Origin of the sequence: Corynebacterium kalidii (genome assembly GCF_022869005.1) — a bacterium.
Lineage (GTDB): Bacteria > Actinomycetota > Actinomycetes > Mycobacteriales > Mycobacteriaceae > Corynebacterium > Corynebacterium kalidii.
Map to the genome: position 1 here is coordinate 53,222 of NZ_JALIEA010000007.1, position 17,799 is coordinate 71,020.

General features: G+C 69.9%; 11 protein-coding genes and 1 pseudogene. 5 read left to right on the forward strand and 7 right to left on the reverse strand.

Annotation, left to right across the window (positions count from 1 at the left end; genetic code table 11):
- Nucleotides 1-48 precede the first annotated feature (48 nt).
- From MUN33_RS01375 to MUN33_RS01385, 3 genes are all read left to right on the forward strand, one after another.
- On the forward strand, nucleotides 49-4,956 hold the full coding sequence (locus MUN33_RS01375) for a DEAD/DEAH box helicase (RefSeq protein ID WP_244803123.1): 4,908 nt from the start codon (nucleotides 49-51) through the stop codon (nucleotides 4,954-4,956).
- A gap of 105 nt (nucleotides 4,957-5,061) precedes the next feature.
- Nucleotides 5,062-5,907 carry a DNA-formamidopyrimidine glycosylase family protein gene (locus tag MUN33_RS01380; RefSeq protein ID WP_244803124.1) on the forward strand — a complete coding sequence of 282 codons (846 nt, stop codon included), beginning with the start codon at nucleotides 5,062-5,064 and terminating at the stop codon, nucleotides 5,905-5,907.
- Between the two features lie 212 nt (nucleotides 5,908-6,119).
- Nucleotides 6,120-7,223: a DUF559 domain-containing protein gene (locus MUN33_RS01385; RefSeq protein WP_244803125.1), complete on the forward strand. Its 1,104-nt coding sequence runs from the start codon at nucleotides 6,120-6,122 to the stop codon at nucleotides 7,221-7,223.
- Between the two features lie 89 nt (nucleotides 7,224-7,312).
- Here MUN33_RS01385 and MUN33_RS01390 read toward each other — a convergent pair whose 3' ends face one another.
- From MUN33_RS01390 to MUN33_RS01405, 4 genes are all read right to left on the reverse strand, one after another.
- Nucleotides 7,313-8,155, reverse strand: coding sequence for a hypothetical protein (locus MUN33_RS01390; RefSeq protein ID WP_244803126.1), 843 nt, complete (start codon nucleotides 8,153-8,155; stop codon nucleotides 7,313-7,315).
- Nucleotides 8,156-8,174: 19 nt separating this feature from the next.
- A complete protein-coding gene (gene pgi, locus MUN33_RS01395; protein ID WP_244803127.1) occupies nucleotides 8,175-9,878 on the reverse strand; it encodes a glucose-6-phosphate isomerase in 1,704 nt (567 codons plus the stop codon).
- A 63-nt stretch (nucleotides 9,879-9,941) separates the two neighbouring features.
- Nucleotides 9,942-10,808 (reverse strand): inositol monophosphatase family protein, encoded by an 867-nt coding sequence (locus tag MUN33_RS01400; RefSeq protein WP_244803128.1) that lies wholly within the window; start codon nucleotides 10,806-10,808, stop codon nucleotides 9,942-9,944.
- Complete coding sequence (locus tag MUN33_RS01405; protein ID WP_244803129.1) at nucleotides 10,805-11,659, reverse strand: inositol monophosphatase family protein; 855 nt, start codon at nucleotides 11,657-11,659, stop codon at nucleotides 10,805-10,807. Before MUN33_RS01405 ends, MUN33_RS01400 begins: the two co-directional genes overlap by 4 nt.
- A 54-nt stretch (nucleotides 11,660-11,713) precedes the next feature.
- Here MUN33_RS01405 and prfB point away from each other — a divergent pair, with 54 nt between their 5' ends.
- Together prfB and MUN33_RS01415 are read left to right on the forward strand one after the other, a co-directional pair.
- Nucleotides 11,714-12,838 carry a peptide chain release factor 2 gene (gene prfB / locus MUN33_RS01410; RefSeq protein ID WP_244803130.1) on the forward strand — a complete coding sequence of 375 codons (1,125 nt, stop codon included), beginning with the start codon at nucleotides 11,714-11,716 and terminating at the stop codon, nucleotides 12,836-12,838.
- Nucleotides 12,839-13,311: 473 nt separating this feature from the next.
- Nucleotides 13,312-14,512, forward strand: a pseudogene (locus MUN33_RS01415) (RtcB family protein).
- Between the two features lie 47 nt (nucleotides 14,513-14,559).
- On the opposite strand, the gene MUN33_RS01420 reads toward MUN33_RS01415, so the two are convergent.
- From MUN33_RS01420 to MUN33_RS01430, 3 genes are read right to left on the reverse strand one after another with little or no spacing between them, the layout of a single operon-like run.
- Nucleotides 14,560-15,432, reverse strand: a complete 873-nt coding sequence (locus MUN33_RS01420) for an SDR family oxidoreductase (RefSeq protein WP_244803131.1) — start codon at nucleotides 15,430-15,432, stop codon at nucleotides 14,560-14,562.
- The gene (locus tag MUN33_RS01425; RefSeq protein WP_244803132.1) at nucleotides 15,429-16,079 is read right to left on the reverse strand and encodes a class I SAM-dependent methyltransferase; all 651 of its coding nucleotides are present in this window, start codon (nucleotides 16,077-16,079) and stop codon (nucleotides 15,429-15,431) included. The genes MUN33_RS01420 and MUN33_RS01425 overlap by 4 nt, the downstream gene beginning before the upstream one ends.
- 13 nt (nucleotides 16,080-16,092) lie before the next feature.
- Entirely contained in the window at nucleotides 16,093-17,715 is a 1,623-nt protein-coding gene (locus MUN33_RS01430; protein ID WP_244803133.1) for an AbgT family transporter, read from the reverse strand.
- Between the last annotated feature and the right edge of the window lie 84 nt (nucleotides 17,716-17,799).

Below are 17,799 nucleotides of genomic sequence, written 5' to 3' on the forward strand. Positions count from 1 at the left end.
GTCCCGTGCGGCGGTCTCGTGTCCGGCCCGCGTGGTTGACTGGTGGGCATGACCGATCCCCGAGACCCGCTCGACCGATTCTCCACGCCGGTGGCCACCTGGTTCCGGGAGGTCTTCACCGAGCCCACGGTGGTGCAGTCGCAGGCGTGGGACGCCATCAGCCGGGGCGACAACGCCCTCGTCGTCGCGCCGACCGGGTCGGGGAAGACCCTCGCGGCCTTCCTCTGGGCCCTGTCGAGGCTCACGTCCCAGGGGCTGATGACCGACCGGCAGGACGGTGGCGGCGGCACCCGGGTGCTCTACGTCTCCCCGCTGAAGGCGCTGGGCGTGGACGTGGAGCGGAACCTGCAGGTCCCGCTGGCGGGGATCGCGCGGACGGCCGCGGCCACCGGCACCGACATCGCCCCGGTGCGCGTCGGGGTGCGCTCGGGCGACACCCCGCAGGCGGAGCGGGCGAAGCTGCTGCGCACCCCGCCGGACGTGCTGATCACCACGCCGGAGTCGCTGTACCTGATGCTCACGTCGAAGCCGGCGGGCACGCTCAGGGACGTCGACACCGTCATCGTCGACGAGGTGCACGCCGTCGCGGGCACGAAACGGGGCACCCACCTGACGCTCACCCTGGAACGGCTGGACCGGTTGCGCGACACCCCGGTGCAGCGCATCGGCCTGTCGGCCACGGTGAACCCGGTCGACACCGTCGCCGCGTTCCTCGGCGGGGACCGTCCGGTGACGGTGGTCAACCCGCCGTCCCACAAGCGGTGGGACGTGCAGGTACGCAGCGTGGTCGAGGACTTCCGTGACCCGCCGCCGGTGGAGGACGTGCTGGCCGCCGGCGGCGAGGACGTGACGGAGGAGGAGTACGGGGCGGTCGACGAGGTGGTCGACGAGGCGCTGCTCGGCCCGTCGCTCATCGGCGAGGGCGTCGGCGGGGTGACCGAGGCGGGCAGCGGCAGCCGCGTCGCCTCCGGTGTGGACCGCGAGTCGGCGCTGCCGCAGCAGAAGTCCGTGTGGCCGCACGTCCAGCGGGCGATCTACGGGCAGGTGATGACCAACCGGTCCACGCTGGTCTTCGTCAACGCCCGGCGCACCGCCGAACGTCTCACCGGCGCCCTCAACGAGATGTGGGCGCAGGAGCACGATCCGGAGTCGCTCGCGGCACCGACCCGGCGCGACCCCGCGCAGGTGATGGCGCAGTCCGCCGCGGTGTCCGGTGCCCCGCAGGTCATCGCCCGCGCCCACCACGGGTCGGTGTCGAAGGACGAACGTGCCGACATCGAGGCGGCGTTGAAGGACGGTTCCCTGCGCTGCGTGGTGGCGACGTCGTCGCTGGAGCTCGGCATCGACATGGGGCTGGTCGACCACGTGGTTCAGGTCGGGGCGCCGCCGAGCGTGTCCTCGGCGGTGCAGCGGTGCGGGCGCGCCGGGCACTCGGTCGGGGCGGTGTCCCGGGCCACGGTGTACCCGCTGCACCGGCAGGACGCCGAGGTGGCGACCGTGGTCGTCGACCGGATGCTCGCCGGTGAGCTCGAACCGCTGCAGGTGGTGTCGAATGCGCTGGACGTGCTCGCGCAGCAGACGGTGGCGGTGGCCGCCCAGGCCGCCGCCGGCGGGGACGGGGAGACCACCGTGGACGTGGAGGACTGGTTCCGGACGGTCCGGCGGGCCCACCCGTACGCCGCGTTGCCCCGGGAGGCGTTCGACGGGGTCATCGAGCTGGTCAGCGGGCGGTATCCGTCGACCGACTTCGCCGAGCTGCGTCCCAAGGTCGTCTACGACGCCGCCACCGGGCGGTTCGAGGCCCGCCCCGGGGCGCAGCGCACGGCGGTGACGTCCGGCGGGACGATCCCCGACCGGGGGCTGTTCGGCGTCTTCCTCCCGGCGGACGGGGAGAACACCGGCGGGCGCCGTGTCGGTGAGCTCGACGAGGAGATGGTCTACGAGTCACGGGTCGGCGACGTCTTCACCCTCGGGGCGTCGTCGTGGCGGATCGCCGAGATCACCCGCGACCAGGTCATCGTCACCCCGGCGGCGGGCCACACCGGTCGGCTGCCGTTCTGGGTGGGGGATGCCGAGGGGCGCCCGGCCGAACTCGGGCCGGTGATCGGTGCCGCCCGGCGCGCGTGGGGACGTGGTGTCGATGGGGATCTGCGGGCCGCGGATTTCCTGGACGACAACACCCGGGGCAACCTCGACGCGTTCTACACGGGGCAACGGGAGGCCACACAGGTCGTCCCGGACGAACGGACGGTGCTGATCGAGCGCTTCCACGACGAGGTCGGCGACTGGCGGGTCGTCGTGCACAGTCCCTGGGGCCGGTCGGTGAACGCCCCGTGGGCGTTGGCGATCGGGGCGGCGTTGTCGCGGCGGTCCGGTATCGACGCCATGGCGGTCGCCGGCGACGACGGGATCGTGCTGCGGTTGCCGTACACCGAGGAGGCGCCGGGGATTGAGCTGCTCACCGGCGGCGGGGACGGTGGCTCCGGTAACTCCGTTAATTCTGTCGTCGCCGAGGTGACGGAGTCGGTGGGGTCGTCGGCGTTGTTCGCCGGACGGTTCCGGGAATGCGCGGCCCGGGCGCTGCTGCTGCCGCGACGGAACCCCGGGAAGCGTCAGCCGTTGTGGCAGCAGCGCCAGCGTGCCGCCCAGCTGCTGGACGTGGCCCGGCCGCACCCGGAGTTCCCGATCATGGTGGAGACCATGCGTGAGTGCCTGCGCGACGTCTACGACCTGCCGGCGCTGGAGAAGATCGTCGCGGCGGTGGGGACCCGGTCGATGCGCGTCGCCGAGATCACCACGGACACCCCGTCGCCCTTCGCCGAGTCGCTGTTGTTCAGCTACACCGGGGCGTTCCTCTACGAGGGGGACTCCGCAGAGCGGGCGGCGGCGCTGACGGTGGACCCGGCGCTGCTGGCCGCGGTGCTCGGCGCCCGTGGCGAGGGGCTGGTGCTCGACCCGGGTGTCGTCGACGAGGTGGTGGAGTCGCTGCAGTGGCTGTCGGAGGGCAGGCGTGCCCGTTCTGCCGAGCAGGTCGTGGACATGCTCCGCGCCCTGGGGCCGCTCGCGCCGGAGGACGTCGCCCGGCGTACCGAGGACCCGGACGGCACGGTGCTGCAGCAGGTGCGCACGATGATCCCGCGGCGGGTCTGCGAGGTGAAGGTCGGCGGAGTGCTGCGCTGGGCGGTGGTGGAGGACGCGGCCCTGCTCCGCGACGGGCTGGGGATCCCCGTGCCACCCGGGGTCGCCGCGGCACGGGAGACGGTGACCGACGCCCTCGACCAGCTCGTCCTGCGTTGGGCCAGGACCCACGGCCCGTTCACCGCCGCCGACATCGCCACGGAGTTCGGACTCGGTGTGGCGACGGCGGACTCCCTGGCGAAACGCTGGGTCAGTGGACGTCGGCTGGAGTCGCACACGGGGCAGGACCGGGACGGGGACCAGTACGTCGACTCGGGCGTGCTGCGCCGGCTGCGTGCCGCCACACTGGCCAAGGCCCGTGGTGCCCTGGAGCCGGTGAGCGTGCAGACTTACGCCGCGGTGCTGGCGGACTGGCACGGACTCGGCACCGGTGCGCGCGAGGACCTGCCCGGGGTCATCGAGCAGCTCGCCGGTGTCGCACTGCCGGCGAGCGCATGGGAGACCGTGGTGCTGCCGGCCCGGATCCCCGACTACCGGCCGACGGACCTGGACGACCTCGTGGCCGCCGGCGAGGTGTCCGTCGTCGGCGCCGGGGCGACCTCGGCGACCGACCCGCGGATCATGCTGCTGCCGTCGGACCTGGCGCCACTGCTGGTGGACGGGCCGGCGGACGGTGCGGCGGACGGGGACGGTGGCGGGGACGGCGGCGCCGTGGCGGACGGCCTGGGACCGGTGGCGATGCTGATCCGTGACCGTGTCAGCGGGGGAGGCGCGTTCCTCGCCGCCGAGATCGAGCGCGGCCTGGCCGGGGAGGCCACACCGCACAGCCACGACACGGTCGACGCCGCCATCTGGGAACTCTTCGACGCAGGGATGCTCATGCCGGACTCCTTCGCACCGGTCCGCGCCCGCCTGGCCGGCACCGGGATCACCGACCGCCCCGGCTCCGGCACGTCCCGTGGTGCTGGGGCACATTCCGGGGCACGCTCCGGGGCACACAAGGCTCCGCGTCGGGACCGGGGCAGGGGGACCACCCGGCGGCTGCGGATGGGCAGGAGCACCTTCGCCCAGACCGTGGCGTCCGAGGAGGTACGGGCGCGCCGGGCGGCGATGAACGCCCACTCCGGGGTGCCCGGACGGTGGTCACAGGTGCCCGAACCCGCCGGGGCGGCCACCGACCGTGCGATCGCCACCGGGGAGGCCTGGCTGGACCGGTACGCGGTGGTCACTCGGGGCGCGGTGGCCGCCGAGCACACCGAGGGCGGGTTCGCCGCCGCCTACCGCATGCTCACCGCCTGGGAGGACAACGGCACGGTACTGCGCGGCTACATCGTCGACGGTCTGGGTGGGGCGCAGTTCGCCTCCCGGGAGGTCATCGACCAGCTGCGCCGCGCCGAGGACGATACCTCGGTCGTCGATACGGCGGCCGGCCCGGTGCTGCTGGCGGCGTCGGACCCGGCCAACCCGTACGGGGCGGCGGTGCCGTGGCCGGAACTCCCCGGCGACGACGTCCCCCGGCCCACCCGTGGTGCCGGCGCACTGGTCGTCCTGCGGGCCGGTCGGCTCCTGGCGCACCTGACCCGTGGAGGCCGCACCGTCACCGTGTTCACCCGTCCCGCACTGTCCGACAGCCCGGCCGTACCCGACCCCGGGGACGTCGCCGCGGTGGTCACCGTCCTGTCCGAGGCGGTGCAGGCCCGACGGCTGTCCCCTGTGACCGTGGAGCGCATCAACGGTGTGGACGTGATGTCGGCGGCGACCGCGGCGTGGACCGAGGCCGGGGCACGCCTGACCCCGAAGGGGCTGGTCGTGCGGTGACGGTGCGATCGGCACTGCAGCCAGGGCGTACCCTGGGCGTGACACGGTGACCGGTGACACGTGACACGGTGACCGGTGACAACAGGAACAGGAGGGGGTGCGCCCGTGCCCGAAGGTGATTCCGTACTCCAACTCTCCGACCGGATGCAGTGGATGACCGGCCGGACCGTGACCCGCTCCGACATCCGTGTGCCCCGGTTCGCCACCGAGGACCTCACCGGCCGGCAGGTCACCCGGGTATGGCCCTACGGCAAGCACCTCTTCATGGACTTCGACGGGCGCATCCTGCACACCCACCTGAAGATGGAGGGGGTGTGGTCCATCCACGCGGCCGGGGCCCGGTGGCGCCGCCCCGGTCACACCGCCCGGGTCGTCCTGCGACTGACCCCGCAACACGACGGTGGGCCGCAGATCGAGACGGTGGGCCACAGCCTGGGCTTCGTCCGGCTCTTCGACCGGGACGACTACGCGCAGGTCACCGGAAACCTCGGCCCGGACATCCTGGCGCCGGACTGGGCGGACACCGTCCCCGGACGCGACGAGGCCCTGCGTCGTGTCCTCGACCGGCCGGAGCGCAGCATCGGGGCGGCGTTGCTGGACCAGCGCAACGTCGCCGGCATCGGCAACGAGTACCGGGCCGAGGTCTGTTTCCTCGGCGGTGTGGACCCCCGCCGCCCGGTGGGTACCGGCCCGGACGCCGAGGCGACGGCCGCGCACCTGCTGGACCTGTCCCGCAGGGTGATGTGGGACAACCGACGCGAGCCCAGGCGCGTCTTCACCGGAGACCGTCGACCCGGGATGGGGAACTACGTGTTCGGGCGGGCCGCGAAACCGTGCCGCCGGTGCGGTACCCCGATAATGAAGGGGTTCCTGGGAGGGGTGGACGCCGGTGGGGACGACGGGGAACTGGAACGGGTCATCTGGTGGTGCCCGGTGTGCCAGCCGGGCTGACCCGCGTTCCACCAGCCCGGGCTGTTGTCGGTTGTCCCGGGGAGAAACCAACAATGCCACGGGCCCCTGTGGATACCGCTGCGGTCTTCGCGCGGAAGTTGTCCACAGGAATCCCGCTACGGGGGACAGATACTGGACGGCGACACCCGGGATGCCGTCTACTCGGGGTCTCCGGCGGAACCGCCGGATCGTGGAGGGGAAGAGGGGAACACATGGGGGACACCACCCGACCGGGGCGAGGGCCGGAGCACACCTGGCGCCGGCTGCCGGAGGTCATGCCGGTGATCCGGTCCGAACTACGGGCATCCGGGACCGTCAGCGACTGGAAACTGCGGCACCGGTACATCCAGGTGGCGTACAACGCCGTCGTGCCGATACCGGAGGCCGGCCATGACCCCTGGGCGTTCGGCGGGTTCGGCAGCGACATCGTCACCCGCGCGGTAGGACACCACCTCACCCGCCCGGACGCGGTGCTCGGGGGATGGGGAGCGGCGGCGGTGTACGGTCTACGCCCGGACTGGGCGGACCACGCCCCGGTCCTGCTGCACAGCGGGACCAAGAACCGCAGGTCCACCGTGACGGCACACGCCGTGGCCTCACCGATGCACCCGGTGATCCGGCCCCTGCCCGAGAACCTCGACACCACCTGCCCGGTCGCCGGCTACCCACGGCTGCGGGTCGTTGCCCCGGCGGTCGCCGCCGCACAGTGCCTGTGGACAATCCTCACCGGACGCCACAGCTGGTGGGTCCACGACGTCCCGGACCTGACACGACGTGAGGTCCGGGCGGTGCAGTTCACCGACGCTTTCGCCCAGTGCACCTGGGTCACCCGCGAACAGATTCGTGGGGCAGCGGCGGGCATGGTCGACCGGAAGGCCCTCGGCCGGGTGCTCGACCTCGCCGACGACGGTGCGCAGTCACCGATGGAGACGGTGATGAGGCTGATGGTGCGGGACCTGCTGCCGGAACCGTACACCTGGACTTCGCAGACCCGGGTCGACCTCGAACCCGGCGCACCCGGCGACTGGCCACGACACACTCTGCCGGACCTCGGGTGTCGTGACCTGAGGATCGCCCTCTACTACGACGGCGCACACCACCAGGCTGCAGGGCAGACCGATGTCGATTTCGACCAGTTTCTCGCGCTGCGTGACATGGGGTGGGAGGTTCTGCGGTTCACCAAGGAGCATCTGCGGAGCCCCGGGAAGCTCCGTGAGCTGGTGAGAAACGCCGTGGCACGCGCGGTGGCGGCGGTGTCGGCGGTGTCTGCGGTATCGGCCGGGGGTTGGGAACGTCCCCCGGCCCAGTCAGCCTGAGAGCCCGGGGCGTTGGTGGTTTTCTGGGTGAGAAACCACCAACGCCCCGGGCTCTCAGGAGGCGGTGGAGGTGACGGGGCGCGGGGTGCTCAGCCCGAGCCTGATGGATCGTGGACGGGGGAGATGTCGTAGAAGGTCAGCATCGACGTGAGTCGCCGGCCGTCGATGAGGTGCGCAGGCCCCATGCCGCCGGAGTTGTCGGCCCCTGCGCCCGGCGTGAAACCTCCCGTGGTGAGGATGTACGCGTCGTCGCACCCGAGGTCACGGGCATGTCGCGCGCAGATCTGCGTATCGCGGGTCCGGATCAGAGGCCTGCCGGAGGGACAAACGGTGCGGAAAAAGTGGCGCCGGGTGGCGGGGTCGGTCCGTTCCACGACGATGTCCACGGTATTCCCGTCGACGCCCACGACAGTTACGGCGTCCCTGTCTACGTTGCCGGGGACATACCGCGTCACCAGGCGTTTGAGTGTGTCGACGAAAGCGGCGTCGGACATGGTGGTCAGCTGGCGCAACAGCTCGGTCCGGTGCCGGGTCAGACGGGAGCTGGTCTGTTCCAGCAGGGTGGCGACCTCCCGGTGGTCGGAATGGTCGAGGAATCCTCCCGTCCGCGGAGCCTGGGCCACCGATACCCGGCCCCCGTTGTGCTCGGTGAAGGCCAGCAACCGTTCGACGCACACGCTGTCAGCAGAGGCGAAGAGATGCGCTGCGGTGGACCCGAGGCGGGTCATCGTGATGCCGGTGTCCGGGTCCATCTGCAGGTAGTCGAGGGCGTGCAGTACCAGCGCCGCCTGCTTCGTCGTCTGTGTCCACCCGGCCAGGACGGAGGCCGGGACGGGGGACTCATCGCGAAGCATCCTGAGCAGCGGGAGGATTGCATCGACGATGCGGGGATCCGGTTGATCCGTCGGTGGGCGTCCCGAGGCGCGCTTCACGGGCCGTCCTCCCGGTGCTCTACCGCTTCCGGTTGCGCAGGATGTGGCGCAGCAGCGAATCGGTCGACGGGTCCCCGGTGTCGACGTCGGAGGAGTCGGTGTTGTTGCCCAGCAGGGGAAGCAGTTCGTTGGCCTGCTTCTTGCCGAGCTCCACACCCCACTGGTCGAAGCTGTTGATGCCCCAGACCACACCCTGCACGAAGCAGATGTGCTCGTAGAGGGCGATCAGCGAGCCCAGCGTGCGCGGCGTCAGCTTGTCGGCGATGATCGTGGTCGACGGACGGTTGCCCGGCATGACCTTGTGCGGGATGAGCGCCTCGTCCACGCCCTCCTCACGCAGTTCCTCGGCGGTCTTGCCGAAGGCCATCACCCGCGACTGGGCCAGCAGGTTCGACAGCAGCATGTCGTGCATGCTGGTCTCCCCGTCGGAACTGCGGTGGTCGGTGTGCGGGTTGACGAACCCGATGAAGTCCGCGGGGATCAGGTGGGTCCCCTGGTGGATGAGCTGCATGAACGCGTGCTGACCGTTGGTGCCTGCCTCACCCCAGTAGACCTCGCCGGTCTCCACGGTGGTGAGTTCCCCGTCGATGCGGACGGACTTGCCGTTGGACTCCATCATCAGCTGCTGGAGGTAGGCAGGGAACCGGCTGAGGTCCTGCGAGTACGGCAGCACCACGTGGGACTGGGAGTTCAGCACCGAGGTGTACCAGACCCCGAGCAGTCCCATCAGGACCGGCGCGTTCATCTCCAGGGGCTCGGAGTAGAAGTGGTTGTCCACGTCGTGGAAACCGGCGACGAACTCCATGAAGTCCCGCGGCCCGATCGCGGCCATCAGCGACAGGCCGATCGCCGAGTCCACGGAGAACCGTCCGCCGACCCAGTCCCAGAAGCCGAACATGTTGCGGGTGTCGATGCCGAACTTCGCGACCTCGTCCGCATTCGTCGACACCGCGACGAAGTGCCTGGCCACGGCATCGGTCACCACGGCCTCGTCGTCGGTGTCGAGGCCCGTCCGCTTCAACTCGGTGAGCAGCCACCGCTTCGCGCTGTGGGCGTTGGCCAGGGTCTCCGAGGTGGTGAATGTCTTCGAGGAGACGACGAACAGGGTCGACTCCGGATCGAGGCCGTCCAGCGTGGCGGTGATGTCCGCCGGGTCGACGTTGGAGACGAAGTACGGGGTGATGCCCGCGGTGCAGTACTCGCGCAGTGCCTGCGCCGCCATCGACGGGCCGAGGTCGGAGCCGCCGATGCCGATGTTCACCACGTTCTTGATCGTGTGGTTCGTGGCACCCCGCCACTCACCGCTGCGCAGGGCCTTGGCCAGCTCCCGCATCCGGTCGAGGGTGTGGTGGACGTCGGCGGCGACGTCCTGCCCGTCGACACTGAGGTCCTGGTCGATGGGCACGCGCAACCCGGTGTGCAGCGCCGCGCGGTCTTCGGTGGTGTTCACGTGCTCACCGTTGAACAGTGCCTGCCGGTACTGCTCGATCCCCTTCGCCCGGGCCACGTTGAGCAGCAGGCGCACGGTGTTCTCGTCGACGAGGTTCTTCGAGAGGTCGACGTGCAGCGGTCCGACGTCGAACGTCATGTCGCCGGCCCGGCCCGGGTCCTCACGGAAGAGGTCCTTCAGGGTGGTCCCCTTGAACCGCGTCGCGTGGGCGACCAGTGCCTGCCACTCCGGCGTCTTCGTCACAGGGGTGGGGTTCGGGACGGTGAAAGTCACAGCTGACGCCCTTTCGAGGATCCGGTGTCGGTAGTCGTTCTCGCTGTCCACGGTAGCGGAAAATCAGGGGGCGGGGTGCCGCGGAGTGCCCGGTTCCGGCGTCAGGGCGGAGAGGACGCGCTCCTGCAGCAGCCCGTTGCTCGCCACGGCCGAGCCGCCGTACGGGCCGGGGGTCCCGTCGAGGGCGGTGAACCGGCCGCCGGCCTCCCGGACGAGGATGTCCAGGGCGGCCAGGTCCCAGAGGTTGACCTCCGGCTCCGCGGCGACGTCCACCGCCCCCTCGGCCACCATGCAGTAGGACCAGAAGTCGCCGAATCCCCGCAGCCGCCACGACTCGTCCGTCAGGGCGATGAGCCGGTCACGCAGACCCAGCTCCTGCCATCCCCCCAACGAGGACAGGGACACCGAGCAGTCCGCCAGGTCCGCGACCTTCGAGACCGCGATGCGACGGGCCTCACCGGTGTTGAACACGGCCCAGGCGCCCATGCCCTCGGCGGCCCACCACCGCCGGGCCAGGCCCGGTGCGGAGACCACCCCGACGACGGGGGTGCCGTCCACGACCAGGGAGATCAGCGTCGCCCACACCGGCACGCCCCGCACGAAGTTCTTCGTCCCGTCGATCGGGTCGATCACCCACTGGCGGCCCGTCTTCGCCGAGTCCCCGGTGTCCCCGCCGAACTCCTCGCCCAGCACGGCGTCGTCGGGACGGCGGGTCGACAGCACCTCGCGCAGCTGCCGCTCCACCTCGGTGTCGGCGTCGGACACCGGGGTCAGGTCGGGTTTGGTGGTGATCTCCAGGTCCCCGGCGCCGAAGCGGTCCAGGGTGACCTTGTCGGCGACGTCGGCGAGGGACAACGCCAGCGTCAGGTCGTCGGAGTAGTCGGGGGTGCCGGTCGAGTCAGGGTTCGCTTCAGGGCTCGGTGCGCTCATGGCTCCAAGGATAGGGTCTCCACGACATGTCCGACACTGGAGGGGGAGCCGGCCACCGACCACAGCTTCCCGCCTGCGCTGACCCGCTCACACCGCCCGCCGGCGCCCTCGATCAACGCGCGGCCGGGCAGCAGGTCCCACGGCAGCACGCTGTGCTGGAACCAGCAGGCCCCGTTCCCCGCCGCCACGCCGGCCATGTCCACCGACGCAGAACCGTTGAACCGGACCGTCGCGAAATCCTGGACCGTGCCGGTGAACACCCGGTTCAGCTCCGGGGCCGCGATGTCGGTGGGGTGCAGGTAGCCGCTGAGGCAGGACTTCTCCGGGGGGAGGTCCGGCAGCGTACCGACCGGCGCGCCGTCCAGCGTGGTGGGGACGTCGGGGCCGCCGAACCAGGTGTAGCCCATCGCGGGACGGTGCACCGCGCCGAAATGCAGCTTCTCCGGGTCCTCCGGGTCACCGTCGACCAGGGCCAACGCCGAGCACCAGTAGTCGGAGCCGGTGGTGAAGTTGTAGGTGCCGTCCACCGGGTCGATCACCCAGGTACGTCCCGACGCCGACTCGGCGGACGCGCCCTCCTCGCCGAGCAGACCGTCCTGCGGGCGCAGCGTGCGCAGCACCTCGGCGACGAAGTCCTCGGCCGCGCGGTCGGCGGCGGTCACCACGTCGGACACCGAGGTCTTGAACTCCGTGGTGACACCGGCCTCGCGCATCCGCCACGCCAGGCGCCCGGCGTTGTAGACGAGGGCCTGGGCGAGGGTGCCGTCGTCGTCACGGTCATGGGAGATGATGAACGTCTTCGTGATGGCCTGCAGTGCGTCTGCCGGGATGGGGGAGTTCATGCGTCCCATTGTGCACGGGGTCCGCCCCCGGTGCCGAGCCCGGGGTGAGTAGACTGGACGACCATGCAGCCCGATGTGATCTCCGCGATCGACGACCTCGACTCCACCCTCACCACCATCGAGAAGGTGCTCGACCTGGACGAGCTGGAGTCACGCGCACGCGAACTCGAGGACCAGGCCGCCGACCCGTCACTGTGGGACGACCCCGACCACGCGCAGCAGGTCACCAGCCAGCTCAGCCACGTCCAGGCGCGCCTGAAGAAGGTGCGCGGACTGCGCGACCGGCTCAACGACCTGCCCGTGATGTACGAGATGGCCGAGGAGTCCGAAGGCGACGAAGCCGCCGAGGCCACCGAACTCGCCGACGCCGAACTCTCCGACCTGCGGGAGGAGATCGACTCCCTCGAGGTCACCACCATGCTCTCCGGCGAGTACGACGCCCGCGAGGCCGTGGTGAACATCCGCTCCGCCGCCGGTGGCGTCGACGCCGCGGACTGGGCGGAGATGCTCATGCGCATGTACACCCGCTGGGCGGAGAAGAGCGGGCACAAGGTCGAGGTCTACGACATCTCCTACGCGGAGGAGGCGGGCATCAAGTCCGCGACCTTCGTCGTCCACGGCGACTACATGTACGGCACCCTGTCGGTGGAGCAGGGGACCCACCGCCTGGTGCGCATCAGCCCCTTCGACAACCAGGGACGCCGCCAGACCTCCTTCGCCGAGGTGGAGGTGCTGCCCGTGGTCGAGACATCCGACCACGTCGACATCGACGACAACGACGTGCGCGTGGACGTCTACCGCTCGTCCGGCCCCGGCGGGCAGTCGGTGAACACCACCGACTCCGCGGTACGGCTGACGCACATCCCCACCGGCATCGTCGTGACCTGCCAGAACGAGAAGTCGCAGATCCAGAACAAGGCGTCCGCCATGCGGGTGCTCGCCGCGAAACTGCTGGAGCGTAAGCGCCAGGAGGAGGCCGCGGAGATGGACGCCCTGCGCGGCGACGGGTCGAACTCCTGGGGCAACCAGATGCGGTCCTACGTGCTGCACCCGTACCAGATGGTCAAGGACCTGCGGACGAACTTCGAGGTCAACGACCCCTCCAAGGTGCTCGACGGCGGGATCGACGGGCTGCTCGAAGCCGGGATTCGTTGGCGGATGGCCGAGCAGCAGGGCGACGACGCCTAGGGTCTCTGCACCCCGGGGGGTCGCGTGTGCGGGGGAGGGGACCGGGGCCGCCCCTTGTCGAACCGGCGGGACTGTGCCATGATCGACGGGCCCGGAGCGACGATGCCCCGGGCCCAGAGACCACCGACGGGTCGGATCCCGGACAAGCAGCTTGAGGAGAGCGGCATGAAAGCGAAGCATCTACCGGTGCTGTCGACGCTGCACGCCTCCTTTTCGCAGTGGCCGCTATCGAGCAGCCACCGCAGCCTCCAGCGCTGCCGCTGACTCCCACCCGTTTTCCCCGGGCGGGGCGTCAGTGCCCCGTCCGGATGACCGTCACGTGAGTACGCCCCGGGTATGCCCCGGTTTTCCCTGGGTTTCCCCTGGTTTCCCTGGAACCTCACTCCGCGACCCTGCCGCCGACGGCAGGGGCGACCGAACGCCCCGGACGCGCACCTGACTCCGCCGCCCTTTCACCAGAAAGGACGACCATCATGACCACTGACTCCGTCGACGTACCGGGGGTCACGCTGAAGGAGAACAAGCTCCTCAGCTTCGCCTCCGAGGTCGACGACAACACCCTCGACCAGGCGCGCCAGCTCGCCGGCATGCCCTTCGTCTTCCCCCACGTCGCCCTGATGCCCGACGCGCACTTCGGCAAGGGCTCCTCCGTCGGCACCGTCTTCGGGACGCACCGCGCGGTGATCCCCGCCGCCGTCGGCGTGGACATCGGCTGCGGGATGATCGGCGTGAGGACCTCCTTCACCGCCGCTGACCTCGACGGACACGACCTCACCGAGTTGCGCGACGCCATCGAGCGCACCATCCCGCTGTCCCCCGGGGCGGTACAACGGCTGGGACCTGGGCAGCTCGGCGGAGGCCCGGACCCGGGAGCTCGCGCAGCACGCCGAGAAGACCGGGGTGGACCTGGGGCACTCGCCGAAGTGGCGTCAGCAGCTGGGTTCGCTCGGCGGCGGCAACCACTTCATCGAGCTCTGCCTCGACGAGGAGGAGCGGGTGTGGATGTTCCTGCACTCCGGGTCGCGCGGGGTCGGCAACAAGATCGCCCAGAAGCACATCAAGGCCGCCCAGCGGTTGATGCGCACATTCTGGGTGCAGCTGCCCGACGACGACCTGGCCTACCTCCCGGAGGGGACCCCGGAGTTCGACGCCTACCTGCGCGATCTCGCGTGGGCCCAGCGGTTCGCCTGGTTGAACCGTGAGGAGATGATGGACAGGTTCTCCCGGCTGCTCGGTGAATGGGTCGGACAGCCCGTGGAGGAGACCGAGAGGATCAACTGCCACCACAACTACACGGTCAAGGAACGGCACTACGGCCGCACGGTGTGGCTGACCCGGAAGGGTGCGGTCCGCGCCGACGAGGGTGTCAAGGCACTGATCCCCGGCTCGATGGGGACGGCGTCCTATGTGGTCGAGGGGCGTGGATTCGCACCCGGGCTGCGCTCCGCTCCCCACGGTGCGGGACGGCGATTCTCCCGGAACCAGGCGCGGAAGCGCTTCAGCGCGGACGACCTGGACGCCCGGATGGACGGCATCGTCTACCGTCCCGGCGACGCGTTCGTCGACGAGATCCCCGACGCCTACAAGGACATCGACGTGGTCATGGCCGACGCCGAGCCCCTGGTGACGGTGCTGCACAAGCTGCGCCAGGTGATGAACGTCAAGGGGACGTAGGGGCCGCCACCGGGGCCGGGGAGGTGGGGACGAGGGGGGACGTGGCCTCAGGTGAGGCTGAAGCCGCCGTCGCTGGTCAGCACCTGGCCGACGATCCAGGCACCGTCCTGAGTCGACAACCAGCCGATCAGATGCGCAGGGTCGTCAGGGACGCCGACCCGCCCGAAGGGCAGTGAAGTGAATCGTTCGTCGAGCGCATCCAGGTCCCGGTCGCTGGTGTCGGCATCAAGATAGCCGGTGTTCACGGGGCCGGGATTGACGGTGTTCAGCACGATGCCGAGGCGCATCAGTTCCGCGGCGACAGTCTTCGTCACTCCGGCGAGTGCCGCTTTGCTGGTGGCGTAGGCGACCTCACCGGGCATCGGCCCATCGAGCTGGCCGGAGGTCATCCAGAAAACACGGCCGACCGGCTCGTCGAAAGGCCCTCTGGACGGTACCGGTTCGCCGGGACGCGCCGGGTGTTCTGTCCTGGCACCTGACTTCCGGCGGGCGAATTCCGCGGTGAGTAGCAGTGAAGAGCGGGTGTTGGTGTTCCAGAATGCGTCGAGACGGTCCGCGGTCATGTCAAGGATGCTGCCGTCATCACCGCTGCGGGCGTGGTTGCAGACCAGAATGTCCAGCTGTCCGGTGAGGGCGAATGCGGCGTCGAGTACGGCGTCGATGTTCGCCGCATCGGATAAATCTGCGGGAACGTCGGAGAAGAGTGCGTCGCCGGAGAGGGAGGAGCGGACTCCGTCCCGGACCGCGTCCAGATCATCCCCGCCCCACGGGAGACGAAGGTCATGGTCCCTGTGGTGGTGAATGACCACATTCGCGCCTAGAGCAGCGAGTGTCCGGGCGACACCGAATCCGATGCCGCGCCGTCGGGAGACACCGGTGACGAGCGCGGTTTTACCTGCTAAGGGAAGACGGCCGGTCATGGGGCCGAGTGTAGCTGACGAGGTGGTCCTGCCTTGACCGCGGTGATCTCACCGTGGGCACGGCCCGGACGCCCGGGCCTCTCCGCCGCGTGGGTGACGGTGAACCCGGCGTCCTCGACGAGCGACACCAGGGCGGGGACGGGCCAGTAGTAGGCGGGGGCCACGGCATGGTCGAACACGGTCCGGGTCCCGGCGGTGAAGAAGCCGAGCAGCAGACCACCGCCGGTTCGCAGGCACCGGGCGAACTCGGCCAGTGCTGCGTCGATGCCGGCCGGCGGGAGGTGGATCAGCGAATACCAGGCGAGGATCCCGCCGAGGGAACCGGGAGCGACACCGAGGTCCCGGGCCTGCCCGAGACGGTAGGGGACCTCCGGATAGGTCTGCCGGGCCAGGTCGATGAACTCCGGCACCGGGTCCACCCCTTCGACATCGACGCCGCGGCTGTGCAACCAGTGGGTCCACTGTCCGGGACCGCACCCCACGTCGACGAGCGGACCGTCCATCCGGTGCGCCCAGGTGCCGACGAGACGGAGGTCCGCCTCCTCTGCATGGCTGATGCGGCCGACGGCGTCGACGTACTCGTCGGCCCGGGCACCGTAGGCGGATGCCACCGGGTCGGACGTGGGGTCGGGTATCGGGTCGGTCATGGGGTCGTCGGCCTTAGTTCGCCGGGTATTCCATCGGGGCACCGGGGCCGAGGGGGATACCCAGCGCCCACCAGGCCAGGAAGAACAGGAACCAGCCGACCAGCATCGCCATCGAGTACGGGATCGACATTGACAGCAGTGTCCCGAGGCCGGCCTTCCGGTAGTACCGGCTGAGGAAGGAGAAGGCGAGGGCGAAGTAGGGGCTCATCGGGGTGATGATGTTCGTGGTGGAGTCGCCGATGCGGAAGAGCATCTGGGTGACCTCGGGGGAGATGCCGACGTACATCATCATGGGCACGACCACCGGCGCCATCAGTGCCCACTGGGCTGAGCCGGAGGTGATCATCATGTTGAGCAGGCACACCATCACGAGGAACCCGGTGAACAGCACCACCGGCGGCAGGTCCCAGGTCTGCAGCAGCTCACTGCCCTTGATGGACAGGAACTGGCCCAGGTTGGACCACTGGAACCACGCCAGGAACTGTGACACAGCGAAGAACAGGACCATCATCGGCAGCAGGGTCTTCAGCCCCCGCACCATGAACTCCGGGATGTCGGAGGCCGAGGTCACGGAGCCGACGGCCACGCCGTAGACGGTGCCGAGCAGGAAGAACCCGAGGGCGATGGGCACGGCGATGTCGGTGATCAGGGGACTGTCCATCACCGAGCCGCCCTCGCCCTGCAGCGGGGACCCGGAGACGAAGAGCAGGGCGAAGTAGACCGCCAGTCCCACGAGGCTGACGAGGCCGGTGATCCTCAGGCCCCGGACCTCCGCCTCCTTGAGGGTCAGGTCGGTGGTCTCGTTGCCGTCCTCGTCGGTGAAGGCGACCTCGTCGTAGTTGACGTGGTCGTGGTCCACCAGCTGGTGGATGCGCCTGTTCATGAAGAGTTCGGTGAGCAGCGTGATGATCACGGCCAGCACGACGGCGGAGGCCATCACGAAGAAGTAGTTGGCGAGGGGGTTCACCACGTAGTCGGGGTCGACGATCTGCGCGGCGGAGGTGGACAGCCCTGACAGCAGGACGTCGGTGATGTTGAGGACGAGGGAGGAGTTGAATCCGCCGGAGGACGCTACGAAGGCCACCATAGCGCCGACGATGGGGGAGCGCCCGATGGCGTGGAAGGCCATGGCGCCGAGGGGGATGACGATGACGTAGACCGCGTCGGACGCCACCGATCCGGTGACCCCGGCGAGGGCGACGGCGAAGGTCAGGGTCTTCGGGCCGGTCTTCGCCACCATCGCCCGCACCAGGGCGCTGATGAGCCCCGCGTACTCGGCGACGGCGACGCCGAGCATCACGGTGATGATCACGCCCAGCGGCGGGAAGTCGGTGTAGTTGGTGACCACGCCTGTCACGATCTGGTGCAGGCCGTCGGTGGTCAGGAGGTTGGTCACCTCGACGGGGTCCCCGGACTGGGGGTCGGAGGCGGACCATCCGGCCAGTGATCCCAGCCAACTGATCACGAGGACGAGTCCGCCGAGGATGGCGAAGAGCCAGAACGGGTTGGGCAGTTTGTTGCCCAGCCATTCGATCCATCCGAGGAATCCGTGTGGTCTGGCCTTCCTTCCAGAGGCCTCTGGTGTGTGCGACGTCTCGACTGTGCCCGACGGGGTCGGGGTCTCCTGTGGCGTCATGGGGCAGCAGACTACCAACCTGGCAGGGGACGCGCAGGATATGCACAGAGATAGAATTGTCACACCAGCCACATGCGTTTCTTT